Origin of the sequence: Chryseobacterium sp. S0630, from assembly GCF_024158915.1 — a bacterium.
Taxonomy (GTDB): Bacteria; Bacteroidota; Bacteroidia; order Flavobacteriales; family Weeksellaceae; genus Chryseobacterium.
The window spans coordinates 12881-30945 of record NZ_JAMZGF010000051.1 but is presented as its reverse complement, the minus strand read 5'-3'; the positions used below and the strand labels follow the sequence as shown (position 1 = coordinate 30945).

General features: G+C 36.7%; 15 protein-coding genes. 8 read left to right on the top strand and 7 right to left on the bottom strand.

What is annotated here, in order from left to right; genetic code table 11:
• Positions 1-109 precede the first annotated feature (109 nt).
• Genes NK356_RS18565 through NK356_RS18555 form a run of 3 tightly spaced genes read left to right on the top strand, consistent with a single transcriptional unit; the run spans position 110 to position 2435 of the window.
• Positions 110-478, top strand: coding sequence for a hypothetical protein (locus tag NK356_RS18565; protein WP_253317695.1), 369 nt, complete (start codon positions 110-112; stop codon positions 476-478).
• Between the two features lie 41 nt (positions 479-519).
• A complete protein-coding gene (locus NK356_RS18560; protein ID WP_233333272.1) occupies positions 520-1935 on the top strand; it encodes a PLP-dependent aminotransferase family protein in 1416 nt (471 codons plus the stop codon).
• 14 nt (positions 1936-1949) lie between these two features.
• Entirely contained in the window at positions 1950-2435 is a 486-nt protein-coding gene (locus tag NK356_RS18555) for a GNAT family N-acetyltransferase (RefSeq protein ID WP_253317694.1), read from the top strand.
• A 75-nt stretch (positions 2436-2510) separates the two neighbouring features.
• On the opposite strand, the gene NK356_RS18550 is transcribed toward NK356_RS18555, so the two are convergent.
• From NK356_RS18550 to NK356_RS18520, 7 genes are all read right to left on the bottom strand, one after another.
• Positions 2511-4364, bottom strand: coding sequence for an alkaline phosphatase family protein (locus tag NK356_RS18550; protein ID WP_253317693.1), 1854 nt, complete (start codon positions 4362-4364; stop codon positions 2511-2513).
• A 163-nt stretch (positions 4365-4527) separates the two neighbouring features.
• Positions 4528-4686 (bottom strand): hypothetical protein, encoded by a 159-nt coding sequence (locus tag NK356_RS18545; RefSeq protein WP_253317692.1) that lies wholly within the window; start codon positions 4684-4686, stop codon positions 4528-4530.
• 133 nt (positions 4687-4819) lie between these two features.
• Positions 4820-5488 (bottom strand): HAD-IA family hydrolase, encoded by a 669-nt coding sequence (locus tag NK356_RS18540; protein WP_034694215.1) that lies wholly within the window; start codon positions 5486-5488, stop codon positions 4820-4822.
• Between the two features lie 7 nt (positions 5489-5495).
• Positions 5496-6650 (bottom strand): TIGR03364 family FAD-dependent oxidoreductase, encoded by a 1155-nt coding sequence (locus tag NK356_RS18535; protein WP_253317691.1) that lies wholly within the window; start codon positions 6648-6650, stop codon positions 5496-5498.
• 11 nt (positions 6651-6661) lie between these two features.
• Complete coding sequence (locus NK356_RS18530; RefSeq protein ID WP_253317690.1) at positions 6662-7960, bottom strand: DUF5690 family protein; 1299 nt, start codon at positions 7958-7960, stop codon at positions 6662-6664.
• Positions 7961-7969: 9 nt separating this feature from the next.
• Positions 7970-10795 (bottom strand): TonB-dependent receptor, encoded by a 2826-nt coding sequence (locus tag NK356_RS18525; protein ID WP_253317689.1) that lies wholly within the window; start codon positions 10793-10795, stop codon positions 7970-7972.
• A 446-nt stretch (positions 10796-11241) separates the two neighbouring features.
• Positions 11242-11811, bottom strand: a complete 570-nt coding sequence (locus NK356_RS18520; RefSeq protein WP_034693936.1) for a helix-turn-helix domain-containing protein — start codon at positions 11809-11811, stop codon at positions 11242-11244.
• 422 nt (positions 11812-12233) lie between these two features.
• Between NK356_RS18520 and NK356_RS18515 the strand changes: the two genes are divergently transcribed.
• From NK356_RS18515 to mutL, 5 genes are all read left to right on the top strand, one after another.
• Complete coding sequence (locus NK356_RS18515; protein ID WP_034693934.1) at positions 12234-12941, top strand: response regulator transcription factor; 708 nt, start codon at positions 12234-12236, stop codon at positions 12939-12941.
• 3 nt (positions 12942-12944) lie between these two features.
• Entirely contained in the window at positions 12945-14360 is a 1416-nt protein-coding gene (locus NK356_RS18510; RefSeq protein ID WP_253317688.1) for a HAMP domain-containing sensor histidine kinase, read from the top strand.
• A 234-nt stretch (positions 14361-14594) separates the two neighbouring features.
• Positions 14595-15089: a hypothetical protein gene (locus NK356_RS18505; RefSeq protein WP_034693930.1), complete on the top strand. Its 495-nt coding sequence runs from the start codon at positions 14595-14597 to the stop codon at positions 15087-15089.
• Between the two features lie 30 nt (positions 15090-15119).
• Positions 15120-15947 carry a YoaK family protein gene (locus NK356_RS18500; RefSeq protein WP_034693928.1) on the top strand — a complete coding sequence of 276 codons (828 nt, stop codon included), beginning with the start codon at positions 15120-15122 and terminating at the stop codon, positions 15945-15947.
• A gap of 315 nt (positions 15948-16262) precedes the next feature.
• Positions 16263-18059, top strand: a complete 1797-nt coding sequence (gene mutL, locus NK356_RS18495; RefSeq protein WP_034693926.1) for a DNA mismatch repair endonuclease MutL — start codon at positions 16263-16265, stop codon at positions 18057-18059.
• Positions 18060-18065: the final 6 nt, after the last annotated feature.

The following is an 18065-nucleotide window of genomic DNA, read 5'->3' as shown; positions in this document are numbered from 1 at the left end:
CTGCGAGCTAAAAGATCAAATAAAAAATCTGTATCCATAATATTCTATAGTTCTGTATCTGTATCCAAAATTAAATACTCCATAATTTTGTTTAGCTAAAGAAGAAAATATGGAAACAATCACTCAACATCAGAAACAGTTTCAATATGCTGAGGCTTATGTATCAGATATGTTGGAGCTGAAAAACATTTTTCTGGAAACACAGAATTTGAAGAAAGCAGATCAGAATTTCGGACTTCCTTTTCTTTTGGCTAAAAACGGAAAAGAAACTGTTGCTTTTGCCAGTCTTATCATCAATGAAAAAAATGAAATATCTTTTAAAATCTATGATAAAAACAGAATGACGGAATCAGAAAAAAGGAATTTTTATTCCCGTGCTGAAAGATATTGCAAAAATAATAATACACCCAATTTCAAGGATCCGGAACAATTAAAAAGCAGTATCAACAGTATGATCAGTTGGCTGAATCCTGAATAAAAACAGGATAAAATTGTACATTTACGTAAAACCCAGATTCTATGTCTAAAGATGTTCTGTACCTTAAAATAGCCAATTCTGTCACAGAGCAGATTAAAAGCGAAACCCTGCAGTTTGGAGACAGGCTGCCTTCATTGAGAAGTGCCCAGAAATTATACAATGTAAGTTTGAATACCATAAAACAAGCGTATATGGAACTGGAGAGCCGCTCTCTGGTAGAATCACGTCCCAAATATGGATATTATGTAAGCCAGACTTCCCAGCGAAAACTGGCGCTGCCTTCTGTGACACAGATGAAGGTTTCAGAAGGTAAAAATACTCCTCAGGATTTGATTGACAAGGTATTCGGGAGTATCGGAGGGACAGATGTCACACAATTCGCGCTTGGAATTCCCGGGAAAAGTCTTCTTCCGGTAGCCAAGATGAAAAAGTGCATGATTGATGTAATGAAAAGGAAGAGTGACAGCGGAACGAATTATGAACCTGTGCAGGGAAGCGAAGTGCTGCGCCGTGAAATTGCTAAATGGTCGATGGTCATGGAAGGGAAAATCACAGAAGATGATCTGGTGATCACTTCCGGAGCGATGAATGCCGTTTATAATTGTTTAATGGCCGTGACACAACCGGGAGATTCGGTGGCAGTGGAAAGCCCTGTGTATTTCGGAATTCTTCAGGCGATTCAGTTGTTAGGATTAAAAGCAGTAGAAATTCCTACACATCCTATTACAGGAGTGGATCTGGATGCTCTAAAGAAAGTACTTCCCAAGCTCTCTGCATGTTGTTTTGTGGTAAATTATAATAATCCATTAGGGTTTCAAATGCCGGACGAGAACAAAAAAGAGCTGGTTAAAATGCTTACCGAGCACAATGTTCCTTTGGTGGAAGATGATGTCTACGGAAACATCTATTTCGGAGCAGGAAGACCGAAACCTTGTAAGTTTTATGATGAAGCAGGAATTGTGATGTGGGTAGGCTCGGTTTCCAAAACACTGGCTCCAGGATTTAGAGTAGGATGGGTAGCGCCGGGAAAATTTAAAGAGAAAATTATTCGTCAAAAACTGGTTCAGACGGTGAGCGGACCTTCTTTATTCTCGGATGTGATTGCTGATTTCCTTGCCCACGGAAGGTATGATCATCACCTGAGAATGTTCAGAAAGAAATTGTACGCCAACTACCTTCAGATCCAGAAATCGGTGATTGAATATTTTCCTGATAATACAAAAATCTCAGAACCCAAGGGCGGTTTTATGCTCTGGCTGGAACTGGATAAGAGAATCTGTACAGAAGATCTTTATGATTTGGCTGTCAGTCAGAAAGTAAACTTTGCCCCGGGAAGAATCTTTTCACAATATAATCAGTATCAGAACTGTATGCGTTTAAACTATGCATTAGAATGGACAGACAGAGTGGAAAGTGATCTGGAAAAGCTGGGAAAAATGATAAAAAACAGAATTTAATAAACCTTATAGCGATGAATGATAGTAAAAATGAAGTAAAAATTATAGCCTATGAACCTCAGTATAAAGAAGCTTTCAAAGCTTTGAATGAGGAATGGATCAAAACGTTTTTTGTGATGGAAGCAGGAGATTACAAGCTTCTGGATCATCCCGAAGAGGAAATTTTAAATAAAGGTGGATATATAGCCTTTGCTTTGCTGGATGGAGAAGTTGTAGGAACCTGTGCCTTGGTAAAAACAGAGGATAATCCTCTTACGTTTGAGCTTTCAAAGATGGCGGTAAGCCCTAAAGCACAAGGGAAAAAATTAGGCTATCTGCTGGGAAATGCTCTAGTGGAAAAAGCAAAAGAATTAAAGGCAGAAAAAGTTTTTCTAGTCACCAATTCTATCCTTGTTCCGGCTATTAAGTTGTATGAAAAGCTTGGCTTTATCCATACACCTATTGGTCATGCTGAGTACGACCGTGCAGATGTCAGAATGGAGTTGATTTTCAGTACATAAACAAAAAAAATATTAGAACTCGGATAGGAATATCCTTGTTCTAATATCAAATTTAAATCTAATTGCTTTACTGTTTTATTTCTTGATGAATGTCTTGGTCATTGCTTTTTTGCTTCCGTTGATTTTAATGAAATACACACCAGCCGGAAGATTTCCGATATTGATTTTTTCATCGTAAAAACCTCTTGAAGACTTTAAATGTGTTGTTAAAACATTTGATCCCTTACTGTCTATTATTTCTGCTTTAATTTCCTTATCCTCAGATTGATACTGGATTCCAATGAAGGTAGAGACAGGATTAGGATAAATTTTAAAATCTTCAGCGATTACCTTCGTTTCTTTTGCGGCCAATATTTCTTTGGAACATGCCGGAATTCTATTCACTCCATCTATTCCCCATGAAGACTGCACCGGAATACAAAGCCAGTTCAATACCGTAGGGAAGTGGTCTGTTTCTCTCGTTGTTGAAGTATAGTCATAGATCTTAAAATTATTAACTGTACCTGCATTATAAGTAGGAGAACCTGTCACAGTCATGTTATTTGCGTTTGGACCAGAGTCTGCCAACGTATTTCCTGAAGTTCCACTACATTTCCAATTAGCTAATAATTGAGAATAATAAGGATGCGAAGTTGTAATATCCTGGTTCGCCCAATTCACGATCACATCATTGGGAAGAGCCGATTTCCAGATTCTTACATCTTTATAAGAAGCTGCCAGATTAATTCCGTAAGCATTCGTTCCATCCTGATTTAAGGTTAAAGGAAGTCCGGAATCAATATTGCCGATGGTATTCATTTTTGCAAATGTTACCGGAACACCATCTTCATACAGAGTTACAAGGCCATCTCTGTCAAAGCTTGCTGCAATATGTTTCCACTTATTCGTTTCCACTTTTCCGCCTACAAGGTCAATTCTGTTAGTTCCATCTCCAATATTCATTTTGAAAGTCTGTCCTGAATATCCTGAGAAAACAAATCCTTTATTTTTTCCGTTCGCCCAGTTTTTATTACTGATCATCACCGGATCACTGGAGTAAGCAGCATTAGGTTTCACCCAAAACTCGATGGTGAAATCCTGGTTTGCACCAAAATTAAAAGGAGTCTGGCTTGCTGGCTTTGCATAAGCTCCCGCCGGGAGATTCAACTGATTGAATGTTTTATTGGATTCCAGAATGGTTTTGCTGATCTGCTGAGGAGTAAATCCAGGATTGGAGTACACCGTAAAAATATTTCTTTCCGTAAGATTTCCGCCTCCATGAGAACTTTCAATAGCTCCGTGATCTGTAGTCAATACTACCAGCCAGTCTTCATTATTATAAGAAGGTCTGTTTTTCATTGCAGTCACAATTTCTCCGATATAAGAATCTGTCGTCTTAATAGAATTGACATATTGAGAAACAGTGGATGAGAATCCATAAGAATGTCCGGCATGGTCTACATCATCAAAATCTACAAAGAGAATATCAGGATTGTCATTCTGTAAAGCTGTAACAGCAGCATTTTTCACTGCAAGATCCGTTGCCAGATTACTTTTTACATCAGCCGTTTGGATAATCTTGTCGTTGATTGGTGACCAATGAGCCAGAGAAATGGTTCTTAAAGCGGGATTATAAGTCTCTGCTCTGGTTAAAAAATCAGGATAATTAACATAGTTCGGACTGGTAAAATTATTGTCCTGAACATTGTGTTTGGTATGCCATACACCGGTAAGCATGGTGCTCCATCCGTTTCCGCTCCACGTAGTGGCAGCACAAAGCCCGTCAATAGAATAAATGGACTGACTGATGAGGTTTTGGATATTAGGAGTTGGGGTAGACATCATGACATCTGCACGGCATCCGTCAATGCCAATAAAAAGGACTTTTTTAGTCTGAGCTCCAAGGAAACAGCTCATTACAACAGCCATTGAGAATAGTTTTGTTTTCATGGGGAAATAGGGTTTTAGAATTATAAAAGTTTACAAATAGTAATTTATTTTTAACTATTGTAAAATTAGTTTACTATTTGTAAACATTCGTGAACTGAAAGTTAATTAATTGATAATTAAAAAGTTCACTCAAAAAGCTTTTTAAAATCTTCAATTGGATGTACTATATCGAGGCTGCTTCAAAAGTGTCATTCTGAACACAGACTGAAGGTCTGCGAACGAAGTTCTGCAATGTAGCGAAGAATCTCATGTATTTGAAGATCAATAAGATTCTTCCTTCGTCAGAAATCGAAGATTCGACGTAGTCAATGACAAAAGCCAAATTATTAGACTTTTACAGCAACTTTTGTCAAATTGGAAATTTGACGGGGTGGTAAAAACACAAACATTTCCAAAAGAAAAACCATGGAAACATTTGTGTCAAGAAGTATTTAAAAATAACCTGAAAAAATGGATTAAAGGATTCCTTCAGCTTCAGAAATGGTATTCAGAATATAATCGGGAGCTGCTTTTTCCAGTTCTGATTTACTCTGAGCTCCGGAAAGTACGGCTACTGTTAATCCACAGCCTGCATTTTTTCCCTCTTCAATATCAATAACAGAATCACCAGCCTTTAAAACTTTACTTGCTTCAGTAATATTGAATTTCTTCATGGCAAGTTGGATCATTTCAGGGCTTGGACGACTTTCTGAAACATCATCTGCAGTAATCAAAGCATCAAAATGAATACTTTCTTTCCAGTTGAGTTTATCTAAAAGCTGATGGGCAATTTCTGAGGTATAGCCTGTATTTAAAACAATTTTCTTGTTTTGAGCTTTCATATTCAATAAGAAATTTTCCGTTCCGTTGATGGGTTTTACATCCAGATTTTGATAAGATTCTTTCAGCTGGTCAGAAAAATTCTCAAAAATAGCAGGAGCATCCTCTTCGTTCCCATTAATTTCTTTTAAAAGACTTGTGATGGCTTCCAGTTTTTCCATTCCGGCACAGCTGGATAATACTTTTTCCAGACTTACCGCATAGCCGTAATCATTCACAGCGTTGGTAAGCGTTTTGTAAACTACATTATCCTCATCAATTGTTGTTCCGGCCATATCCAGAACGAGTAATTCTATATTTTTCATTTGAATTTTATGCGTAAATTTTTTCAATATTAAATTTAGAAAAGCCACCGCTTCCCGTCATTCCTTTTCCTCCGATACCCGTTACAATATGAATATTGGCAGATGGGCTATGCTCAAAAATATCTTTCGTTTTGCATTGAGAATAGATCCCGAACCATCGTCTCTGAATTTCATAGGTAGGAAGATCAATAATTTTTTTAGCCTCAAGAATCATGAATTCATCAATCTCCATATTAAGATCATATCCCAAATCATCAGCGTTTTTAGCATCTGCATATTCGTGAGAATCTCCTATGATTACGGAACCATCAAGGGCCTGTTTGAATAAAATATGAACTCCATATTTCTTTTCAAACGAATTAGGATCTTCTAAAGCCTTGATTTTCTGAAAAGAAGGGCACTCACTGAAAGATTCATACCTTCTCACAGAAAGCCCTGTAAGGATATTTCCCTGAAGCGAATAAATTCCCTGTGGTTTGGTCTGAAGCATCTGCAGTTTACTTACTTCAAGATCACTGTCATTGAATACTTTAGGATATAAAGTTTTGAACTCGTGTCCACCGCAGATTATGATTTTGGAAGCGTTAAATTCCGTTCCATCTGCAGTTACCGCTGTACATTTCTGATCATCTTCATGGGTTTCCAGTACGGTTGTATTGTAAAAAATCTGTAGTCCCATTTTTTCCTGAAGCAGCTTGTGAAGCTTTACAATCATATCTGCAGAATCTACAGAAAGTTCCTGTGGGAAAAACAAACCTCCTTTGCAATAGTCGGAACGCAGTCCGTCAAATTTCTTGATGCAGTCGTTTTTAGATAATAAAACAGATTCATAATCATTATTTCTGTTGATTTCATAAAGTTCTTCAATCAATTGAAGCTCTTCGTCATTTGAAGCAATATATACTGATCCGTTTTGTCTGATGGTAAGGTCTGCCTGATCATGAAGTTCATTGTATATTGCAAGGCTTTCCCTCCCGTAGTTCTGCCATTTAAGATCCATTCCGGAAGGTACTACCTGTCCGAAATTTCTTACCGTAGCACCCTGAGGAACAGAGTTTCTTTCCAGTAAAGCTACCTTAAGATTTTTCTTCAGCGCATGATAAGCGTGGAATGTACCTAAAATTCCACCTCCTACAACGAGTAAATCAAATTTTGTTGTCATTGTACTATAGTTTATAAAATTTTCGACGTATCGAAATTGATGAATTGATTAGATTTAGATTTTGGTTTTGACTTTTTTCTGAATGCCAGAAAAGCAATCACCGAAAGAATAAAAACCGCTATGGTGATGATATAATTTAAGTTAATATAAAAATGTAACCAGGAAGTCTGAGCTGAACCGAAGTTTTTATACAAAAGAATCAGAACACTTCCCAGATAACCGAAGGAATCTACAATATAGATCAGAAAACCTACATTTCCCTTGATTTCAAAAGCGGCAATCATGCGGTCAAAATAAATTCCATTGAAAGGAATATAACAGATGTACATTCCAAAACCTGAAACCGTCATCCATAAAAAAGGCGACAGAGAACCTTGCTGAAACAGATACGTAGAAAGCCCTACCGTAAGAATTCCCGCAAAAAGAATGTAATGATAATAGGCAAACGCTTTTTTATTGTTTTTGACTTTTACCATAAAGCTTAAAATCAGCAGAACCATTACGGCGATGGGAATTTCCGTTAAAGTGAAAATAGAGCTGTCGAAAGTAAAATTCAGTCCGTCCCAGATCTCACGATTAAAATTATCTCTGAAATCCCTTAAAACGGTTAAACTGATATATAAAAATATGATGCACACAATTGGAACAAAAAACTGTTGGATCAGGGCTTTTCTTTCTTTACCATTCAATGGTTGTCTCTTGTTTTTAAGCAAAATATCCTCTTCCGAAGGTTTGGGAATCCTTTCAAGCAATAGCCCGAAAAGAATCAATGGAATTATGAAAATAAGTCCGGCAGCAAACGGCATCCAAAATTCTGTAACCGAGAAAGTATCCATCAGAAATTTCCCTACAGATTTTGTAAATCCTGAAGACACCACAAAGCTTGAACATAAAAATAGTCCGATGATTTCTGTGGTTTTTCGTCCTTCAATATAAGAGAAAACAATTCCCCAGATCATTCCCAACGGAATACCGTTTATAAACATAAACAGAATATTGTAAGGAGCAGGAACGATTGCAAATCCTAACAGAGCAAGCTCAGCAACAGCAATGAAAGTGAAGAGATAAGTGATTCTCTTCTGAGGTTTTAGTTCCGAAATAAATTTGATCCCAATGAATTTTGAGATGAAATATCCTACAGCCTGGGCAATGATAATCAGAATCTTATAATCTACCCCGAAATAGGAAAGTCCCTCGAAAGAAGCTACGGTAAAAGGTTTTCTGAAACCGTACATGCAGAAGTAAACACCGAAAGCAGCAAAAGCGGCCTTCAGTGTTACCAGTGTTTTTTTATTGATGGTTCTGGCCATGGTAATGGTTTAGAAGTTCAGTTTTATTCCAAGATTGAATCGTACCCCATAATATTCCACCTGTTCCGGACGGTCTTCGCTTTTTCCGAAGTGATAGATTAGCGGTTTGTTCAGAATATTGTTCACATCCGCATACAAAGTCAGGTATTTGGTAAATTGATAAGAACCTCCGAAATCCAGATTGCTGTATTTACCATAATAAGAATCATTGATATCTTCTTCTGCATATTCTACAGCATACTTTCCTTTGTAGTTATAAGCCAGTCTTGCATTGAATCCTTTTTTCTCAAAGAAAAGTTGCGCATTGTACAACTCTTTGGCCTGGTAGGGAAGTGCTACCGTTCTTCCACTTGGCTTTTCCATTTCGGAAGTCATGAATGTGGCATTCAATTGTACTCCAAAGTATTGTAAAAACCCTGGAAGGAAGTCAAATCTTTTATTAATTCCCAACTCAACTCCTCCCAGCCATGCTGCTTTTCCGTTATTAGGAGCTGTAAACTGTACGCCATTGATTCCGTTATAATTTCCGATAAAAGAATCCTGGAAAATGGGATCTGTAATTGATTTATAGAAAACACCGCCACTCAGAATTCCTACATTGGAAAAATAATATTCTCCCATCAGGTCAAAATTCAAAGAATAGGTAGGATTAAGATTCGGATTTCCCCCTTTGAACTCGTTATCTGCTTCAATATAAGTTCCTCCCGGTGTCAGATCACCAAAATTCGGTCTGGAAAAAGTTCTTGTTGCAGCAAAACGAAGATTGGTTTTATCGTTTAACGTATATTTTAAGTGAATCATCGGAAGAACAGCCAGATAGTTTTTAGTATTTTCTACCGGTGTCAGGACGTTATCATTCACACTGTATCCTCTTACTTTGGTATTCGTATTTGATAATCTGATTCCTCCTAAAATGATGATTTTATCATTCAGTTTATAGGTTGCCATTCCGTAAGCATCCGCATGTTTTTCAAACACATCAAAGTTTCTTCCTAATGCTTTATTGTATTCCAATGCTTCAGAATCAGCAGTATTGATTTTTAAATTTCCTTGGTTGTCATACCAAAACTGGTTCATTCCTGCGGTTGAAAGTACCGGGCCAAAAGTATTGCCGATGTGGGCATTCATTTCACTTAAATATTTCGGTCCGTTGGGCTGTGTCGTGATGTATTGAGAATAATCTGACAGAAGAGGCGCTGTTCCGCTGCTCCAGTTGTAGAAAATATCAGAGAATCTTGCATTACGTTCTTTATCTCGGTATTTAAAGCCATATTTCAAAGTCAGTTTATCAGATGCATTGATCTCATGGTTAAAAGCAGCTACGATTTTATCCTTTTCCTCTACAAAGACTTTATAAAATTCAAGATCTGTAAATCTCATCTGGGAAGCATCCATTTTAAAGTTCGGATCACTGTAGAAACCGAATAAAGCATCCGGATTTTTATAATCTAATTTCCCGCCATCAGCTTTCCAATAAGCTCTCGGACCATTTCCATGATTTGAAATATAATCAGGATTGATGCCTACGCCAGATTGGGTGTACTTGATGACATAGTAAGAATTGTTCTGCTTATCAGGGATATTTCCGTACTTGAATTTGTTGTCATAATACGATAAATCCCAGTCGATTTTTCCTTTGTTTAAATTATGAACAGCACCCAAAGAAACAGAAGTAAGTTCCGTTATCAGTAAATTATGGATATTCTGAAGTTCCACTCTTGCTGTATTATTGGTACTGCTGAATTTATCAAATCGGATTCTATGCTTATAATGTGTTTCGTCATCCGATAAAGTCCCATACATTCCCTTTAAATAGAAAGTCGTCTTTGGAGAGAGTACATATTCAAAAGCAGCATTGATTCCTGTTGTTTTTCTAACCCCATTATAATCACGAAGTTCCAGTCTGAAAACCCCTTCGTCACCACTTCTTCTTGCCTCAAAATTATCTGTAGACCAGTTTCTTATGAAATGCGCAAAGTTGAATAAATACCCGAATTTTTTATCCTTCGTTCTTCCTCCATATAAAAATCCAAGGTTGTAAACTCCTTTGTCAGACTTTGCGTTATAACCGCTTCCTACAGTAGCTTTGAATTCTGTTTTCATCGGTGGAGTTTTGGTGATAAAATTGACACCACCGCCTATTCCGTCAGCTTCAATATCTGGGGTAAAAGACTTGTTTACATGTACATAAGAGATCAGTTCCGTAGGAAAGAAGTCGAATGCTGTTGCTCTGGAAGTAGTTTCTTCCTCTGCCGTGGGCAGTCTGTTTCCATTGATGGTTGTGGATGCCCAGAATGGCGGAAGTCCTCTCAGGGAAACAAATCTTCCTTCTCCCTGATCCCTTTCAATCGAAACTCCCTGCACACGCTGTACAGTCTCTGCTGCATTTCTGTCCGGCAGCTTTCCGATTCCGTCTGAGGCAATCACATTGGTGATGTTGATGGCATTTTTCTGAAGGTTTAAAGCTCTCGCTTCTGTATTTTTTAATGTTCCGGTAACTACTACTTCATCAATATTTTTTCTGGGTTGGGATAGTTTGATAATTCCTAGGTCAACCGTTTGCTCTGGTTTCAGATCTATATTGATATCTGAAGATTCATATCCGATGTAGCTGATTTGTATTATGTACTGGCCTTCTTTAATATCGCTGATGGTAAATTTTCCTTCAATATCAGTTGTTATATTTTTAGATAAGCCTTTTATTTTGACTGTGGCCCCGGGGAGAGGCTGGCTGTCGTCAAGAACAGTTCCTATAATTAACTGTTTTTGCGCTGAAACAAAGACAATGAAACAGACAAAAACAAGGGTAAGTAATTTCTCTAATTTTGTTTTCATTTTTACATATATTAAATTTTTTATGCAAATCACGCCAATAATTTTAATATATATAAATATTTTGTGTTAAGTATTGTTTAACAAATAAACCATGTTTGTTACGCAATTTTTACTTTAAAACCAATTGACGTTAACCTTTGAAAATTTTATAAAAGAGGGTCTGAAGTAGCTGTTTCAATGTTTTTAGCAAATGTTTCCCAAGAATATAAGGAATAGAAACCTGCTTTAAAAAGGCTTGTTTTAGTTCATATTTCGTTCATCTTGGAAGAAAATGGGAAATCGAAAGTTGCATATTTGTAAACTTTTGTGTGGGTCTACATCACAATTGTCATTCTGAATGAAATGAAAGGTAATGAAGAATCTCAAGTTATTGAATGCAAATAAGAGATTCTTCCTTCGTCAGAATGACAAAAGCAAAATAATAAAAACTTTGCGTTAAAAAAAAATTAAGCCGTATAAAAATAAAGGACAAGCATCACACAGCTTTCATTACTAATGCTTACTGGAACGTGAGGAAACTTCCCGTTGAAATATAGAGAATCGCCTTCTTTAAGAATAATTTCTTCATTATCAATTACGTATTTTACTTCTCCTTTCAGAATATATTTGAATTCCCAGGCATCCGTAATGACTTTTTCTCTTTTAGAATTGGGCTCGAGAGTTAGCAGCACGGCTTCAAAACCTAAAGAATGAAGACTCTTGCTGAAGATATGCATATACTTGAATCCCTCAGCTTCTACTTCTTTTTCAATGACTTGCTGGCTTTCTTTCGGAACATAAATGAATTTGGCATTGGATTTTTTCTCAACCCCTTCAAAAAAATAACTGGCATCAATCTCCAGCGATTGGATTAAATCTAATAAAACAGGAAGCGAAGGAATTGTTCTTCCGTTTTCAATCCTTGAAACAAGACCGTTACTCACATTGGCTTTGAAAGCCAGTTCATTAATGGTTAAATTATTCTTTTTTCTAATATCCTTTAATCTCTTGCCGATACCTATTAAAAAGTCATTCATACTGTGTGCAATTTAACCTGATTATTTTTTCACCATTATATTCAAAACAAAGGTAATATTATTCTATATAGGTTGTATGGTAAAAAGAGGAATTCACAAAAAGGTAAAGTGATACAAAAGTGGAAAAATAAAAAACACCAAGTTGGGAAGTTTATTAATTATGCTGTTTTTATTTTTGATCGCGAGGGCACTTCGTTCAGCTAAGAATGCGATCATTGCATAGTGAAACGCCCTTGCGATCATTCTATAATTTTATATTGAAAAATTCCTTGCGGATTTTGCGTTAAATCTAATCCATCTGAACTGAATCATAAAACGTTTGTAATAGGTTCCCATCTTCTAGCATCCCTTTTCTTTCTCTGTTCCAGGTTTGCCCATCCCAGGAAAATTTCCCTATTTTTGTAAAACTCCTTATTTCATTTATGAAAAAAATTATTCTTATCGAAGACGAAACCAGTGTAGTATCCTTTATTAAAAAAGGACTTCAGGAAAATGGATATGAAATTTCTGTTGCTTTTGACGGGCGTACAGGAGTGCAGCTGGTGCAGGCTAATGAGTTCGATCTGGTAATTTTAGACATTATGCTTCCGGAAATGAATGGTCTGGACGTATGTAAAGAAATAAGAAAAACAAATCAAAGTGTTCCGATTCTGTTTCTGACTGCTTTGGGAACTTCTGAAAACATTGTTCTCGGATTAGAAAGTGGCGGAGATGATTATCTGGTGAAACCTTTTAAATTCATTGAACTGGTAGCCCGTGTGAAATCTTTGCTAAGGAGAAGCAATAACAACAGTCCACAGGAAATCGCTGAACCGGAGCCGGATAATGAACACGTTTTTCAGTTTTCGGATCTGATGGTGAATGACTACACCAAAAAAGTAACCCGCGCAGGTGAAGATATTTCCCTTACTTCTACAGAATATAAACTTTTGCTGTATTTCCTGAATAACCCTGAAAAAGTAATTTCAAGAGCAGAAATTCTGGATGCAGTTTGGGGCGTAAATTACGAGCTGGGAACCAATGTGGTAGATGTTTATGTAAATTATTTAAGAAAAAAACTGGATAGCCAGGATGATAATAAGCTGATTCATACCGTGATTGGAATGGGGTATGTATTGAAAAAAACATAATGAATGTTTAACAGAGTCATTACAAATCAGACCAAAACGATGGTACTTTTGATGTTGGTTTTTACCGCCATCATTTTGCTGTTCAGTGGTTTGGTATACTTTTCTATTGTAAATTTTTCGCACCAGAGGTTTTATGAGCTGCTGAAGATCAGAACAGCAACAATTGTTCAGATCGAAAAAAGCAAAGATCATCTCGACCTTCCGGAAAATTATGTTCTCAGCAGCCTGAATGATGAAGAGCTTCCGATGGAAAAAGACTATGTTTTTGCCGTTCCTACAGATTCCAATTTCAAAAAAATATCTCAGGAAGTACATATTCCTGCCTATTTCTTTAAAAATATTATCAAAGAAGGAGAGTCCAATTATAATGATGAAGAATTCTATTATATAGGACAGAGTTTTAAATATGATGATAAAGATTATATTGCAATCGCCTCTGCAAAAAATCATTATGTCGTTTATTATCTGGGCTTTTTAAAGCGAACATTGCTTACCTGTATCGTTCTGTCTCTGTTCTTTAGTATGATTTTCTCTTTTTATCTGTCTAAAACTTTATTCAGACCGATCTTAAAAATCACTGGAAAGGTAAAGGAAATCAGTTCTGAAAACCTTCACTTAAGACTTGAATCTCAGCCCGATAATAAGGAACTTAACGAGCTGGTGGATACCTTTAATGATATGCTCAACCGTATTGAAACCTCTTTTGAAACCCAGAATCACCTGATCGGAAATGTTTCCCACGAATTGAGAACTCCGCTTACCTCTATTATGGGAGAAGCCGATGTTGCTCTTTCCATCAGCAGAACAGCGGAAGAATATAAAGAAACCCTGGGAATCATTCTAGATGAGGCCGAAAAGCTGGATAAAAAGATCAAAGCTTTATTAATGATTGCCCAAACCGGATTCGATGGGAAAATCCAGAAAATGGATAAGGTAAGAATTGATCAGCTGCTTTGGGACGTTATTGAAACTCTCAGAAGAATTGATTCCCGAAATAATATCTATCTGGATATCAGTATGCTTCCCGATAATCCGAAAAAACTAAAGGTACAGGGGAATGAACAGTTATTGCATCTTGCGGTGGCCAATATCATCAGTAATGGCTGTAAATATTCTAATTTCCAGCAGGTTAAAGTCTCCCTGGGAGCTACCAATTCGGATGTGTACATCATTGTAAAAGATAATGGTATCGGAATTCCGGAAGTGGAAATGAACAAAATCTATGATCCGTTCTTCAGAGCTTCTAATACCAATAATTACGAAGGCTACGGAATCGGACTTCCATTGGCGAGAAATATCGTAAGAATGCATCACGGTGAACTGATTGTAAGCTCGCACGAGAATCAGGGTACAACGGTACAGATGAAGTTCCCGAATTTCTATAGCATGATGCAGAAAGGCGAAGTAATAGACAAATAAGAATCACTATTTTAGCATTTTTCTACCTTTTTTGATTTGTTTTGTTCTGAAAAACAATCTGTTATTTCCTTTTTTTGATTTTTGTTTTTTCCAATATTAATTCCCCTTAACAATTTTCTAATCTCATTTTAATCTCTTTAATCACATTTTAATTCCGTTCCAAAGATCTTCTAATTTGGTCGTTCTAGTTTTGTATCATCAAAAAAGATAAACACAATACAAAATAATAAGAACATGACTAAAACAATTTTAATTGCAACAGATTACTCTCTTGAGTCATTGAATATATTGAAAAAAGTACTTAAAGAGAAAGATGCAGCAGAAGATCAGAATCAATATAATATCCTCCTGACTTCCGGGTATGATTCCGGAGATTCTATCAGAGATCTTTTGTTCAGCACCAAAACATCTGTTTTCAATAAAATCAGACCTACAGAATTCTGCGATGCCTTTGGAATTATCAGTAATAAATATCCTCACCTGGTTAATAAAATCATCTGTGATGTCTTTACAGGAAGTTTCCAAAGAACCTTCAACCAGTACGTAAAGGCGGAAAATATTGAGGAAGCCTACTATTCTCCATCTATCAAAAGCAAAGGAAAAGGCAAATTCGATCTGATTCCTTATATCAAAAAATGCAAAGAGCTGAAGTCTTATGAAATTACTGTTGAAGTAAGAGAAAAACTTCCGGAAAGAGGAAGGCTGGCAGAGATCTTTGTAGAGGTCTAAAGATTAAACACAATTTAAAAACGATTAAAAATGTTAAGGAATTATAGTAACAGCAGGACACTGGGAGACAATATCAGGTTGGGGACGCTGACTGCCTTCACGGCAGGTACTATAAACATCGCATCCCTATTAATATTTCTCTCTTTTACGTCGAACGTAACGGGACACTACGCAATTTTGGCGGCAGAAATCAGTAAAGGAAACTGGACGCAGGTAGGAGTTGTGGGAGGATGGATTTTTTTGTTCTTCTTCGGAAGCTTTCTGTCCAACTTTATTGTCATCAATTTTAATAAAAAAAGTAAATATTTTGCCCATTCCACGCCCATTGTGTTGGAAATCATATGTCTTCTTTTTGTAGGAGTGTACGGGCAGTTTTATTATCAGAAAACATTAGAAGAAACAGAATATTTGGTTGCATTGATGCTTTTTGCTACCGGACTTCAAAACGGATTAACGGCAAGTATCTCCAACTTCTCTGTGAAAACTACCCACCTTACCGGAACAACCACCGATTTAGGAATTCTGGCATCGATGTTTACACAGAAAAAATACAGAAGAAACGGAGAGTTGATTGGTAGGGCCAAACTTCTGATGAGTATTATGCTTGCCTATGTAATGGGAGCTGTATTTTCAGGGCTGACATACTACTATCTGGAGTTCAGAGTCTTCTATGTCATCAGTATATGTCTTCTGATTGTCATCGGGTACGATGCTTATAAAATTCATATCCGTCACTTCAACACGAAGTATAGATATAACAGGATTTACAGAAAGCCTAATATTTTTGCTTATCTGTATGAAAAAATCCATGGAATTCCTAAAAGAGAAAAGAAAAGAAAACTGGTCTTTGAGGATTAAAATAGAAAACACACTATTAATTTTTTGTATAAACTAGCTGTAAATGCCCTTATTTTGTTATGAAATAGGGGTGTTTTTATGAAAATTGATCTTTCATATAAACGTTTATGTTATTTTTTGCCCTATTTTTCTGATGGTTGAAATGAAAGTTTCCTGATCAGACTTATCAACTTGCTAACCCCCTTCATTACAAACATTAAAAAAATCAGTTGGGGATAAATACGTAAAAATGTTGATAATTAAATATTAAATCACGATTTTAGTATTTTAATTCCCGTTTTCATTAACTATTTTTGTAAGTTGATTTACGTTTTTATGTCAGATATTATTCAGCTTTTACCGGATCATGTAGCCAACCAAATTGCAGCAGGAGAGGTGGTGCAGCGGCCTGCATCCATCGTGAAAGAACTTTTGGAAAATGCTATTGATGCCGATGCAACGAAAATTGAATTGATCATCAGAGATGCCGGAAAAAACCTTATTCAGGTGGTAGACGACGGAAAAGGAATGTCTGAGACAGATGCCCGCATGGCGTTTGAAAGACATGCTACCTCCAAAATCAAAGGAACAGAAGATATCTTTAAGATTGCCACAAAAGGCTTCCGTGGTGAAGCTCTGGCTTCTATTGCAGCCGTTTCCCAGGTGGAGCTCAGAACGAAACAAAAAGATACTTCCATCGGGACTAATATCTATATTGAAGGAGGTGTTTTCCAGTTTCAGGACCCGGTTCAGACAGCAGACGGATCAAACTTTTTGGTTAAAAATCTTTTCTATAACGTTCCTGCAAGAAGGAAGTTTTTGAAAAATAATAATATTGAATTCAGACACGTCATTGATGAATTTCAGCGTGTTGCACTAGCTCATGAGAACCTTGAGTTTTCTCTCTTCCATGATGATGAAGCGGTTTTCAGACTGAGAAAAGGGAGCCAGATGCAGCGTATCGTAGATGTTTTCGGAAGAAAGCTTCAGCCGCTTTTAATTCCCATTAAAGAAGATATTATCTGGTGTAAGCTTCATGGTTTTGTTGCCAAGCCTGAAGGAGCTAAGAAAGCAAGAGGGGAGCAGTTCCTTTTTGTCAATGGAAGATATTTCAGAAGCCCATACTTCAATAAAGCAGTACAGGAAGCATTTGAAGGACTGCTTCAACCAGGATATGTACCGTCGTTTTTTCTTTTCCTGGAACTTGATCCGGAGAAAATAGATGTCAATATCCACCCACAGAAAACGGAAGTGAAATTTGAAGACGAGCATCTTATTTTTGCTTTGCTTCGTTCAACCATAAAAAGATCTTTAGGAATTTATAATGTTTCTCCAAGCCTAGATTTCGACAGAGATCCGGAATTGGATGAAATGATGAATAAACCGATTCCCAGCAAAGGAAATGGGGGCGGAACCAGCGGAGGTGTTTTCAAAATGCCGGAAATTATTGTAGATAAAGACTATAATCCGTTTCTGGAAGAAAAAAATGTAGTACATCCGGAAGAAATTCAGAATCTTACGGAAATGTATCATCAGAATATTACAGCAGAACCATCAAAGATTAACCTCTTTGAAGATGAAGATTTTGACGAAGATTTAATGAGACTTCCCAATGGTTATTGGCTTTTCAATAAAGGAGATGTCACATTAATGCTGGATTTGGGAAGAATGCACAGACTTTTGGTTTCTGAAGGAAATAAATCTACCAGAAAATCAAATACAAACAGTCATGCCCTTCTTTTCTCTCTGGAATACCATATGAATGAGATTGAAAAGACAAAATACAATTCGATAAAAAAATATCTTCCGGAATTAGGGTTTGACATGAAAATTGCTCATGAAAGTGTACTTCGTATAGATTCACTTCCTGAAGGACTGAAAGAAACCCAGGCCATGAAATTTTTGGAAAACCTTTTTGAGATCCTGGACTACAAGACTGAAGAAGAATTTTTGCAGTATTACCACAACCAATGGAATAAAATGCAGTCGAAGTCAAGATTCGACTTTATTTATAAAAAAGATGCGGAACAGCTGATTAAAGACTTTACAGCATTAGGCTTCCCGGAATTTTTGCCGGACGGCAAACGATGCTTTTATGAAGTTCCGTTTAATGACTTTAAAAACAAATTTTAAAAAATT